We start from the raw sequence: 304 nt of genomic DNA, 5'->3' as shown, positions 1-304 counted from the left end.
GAGAGTAGGACATCGCCAGGTTTTAAATACCTTGTTTGAGATAAATATCTTGAGCAAAATTATGCTGATATAGCTCAGGTGGTAGAGCGCATCCTTGGTAAGGATGAGGTCCCCAGTTCGAGTCTGGGTATCAGCACCAGCAAAGAATTTGCTTGGCGACCATAGCGATTTGGACCCACCTGATTCCATGCCGAACTCAGAAGTGAAACGAATTAGCGCCGATGGTAGTGTGGGGCTTCCCCATGTGAGAGTAGGACATCGCCAGGCTTTAATTTCGACTTCATAGTCTAACCAGTGCGGAGCG

The 304-nt window shown here is 48.0% G+C and carries 1 tRNA gene and 1 rRNA gene; both read left to right on the top strand.

Features of this window, described 5'->3' with window-relative positions:
- The first annotated feature begins 63 nt into the window (after positions 1 to 63).
- A tRNA-Thr gene (locus TW84_RS21120) sits at positions 64 to 139 on the top strand.
- 12 nt (positions 140 to 151) lie between these two features.
- Positions 152 to 267 (top strand): 5S ribosomal RNA (rrf, locus tag TW84_RS21115).
- Positions 268 to 304: the final 37 nt, after the last annotated feature.

Source organism: Vibrio neptunius, from assembly GCF_000967495.1.
GTDB classification, from domain to species: Bacteria; Pseudomonadota; Gammaproteobacteria; order Enterobacterales; family Vibrionaceae; genus Vibrio; species Vibrio neptunius.
Note: the sequence above shows the minus strand (reverse complement) of the source record. Positions and strands in the feature narration are given on the sequence as shown.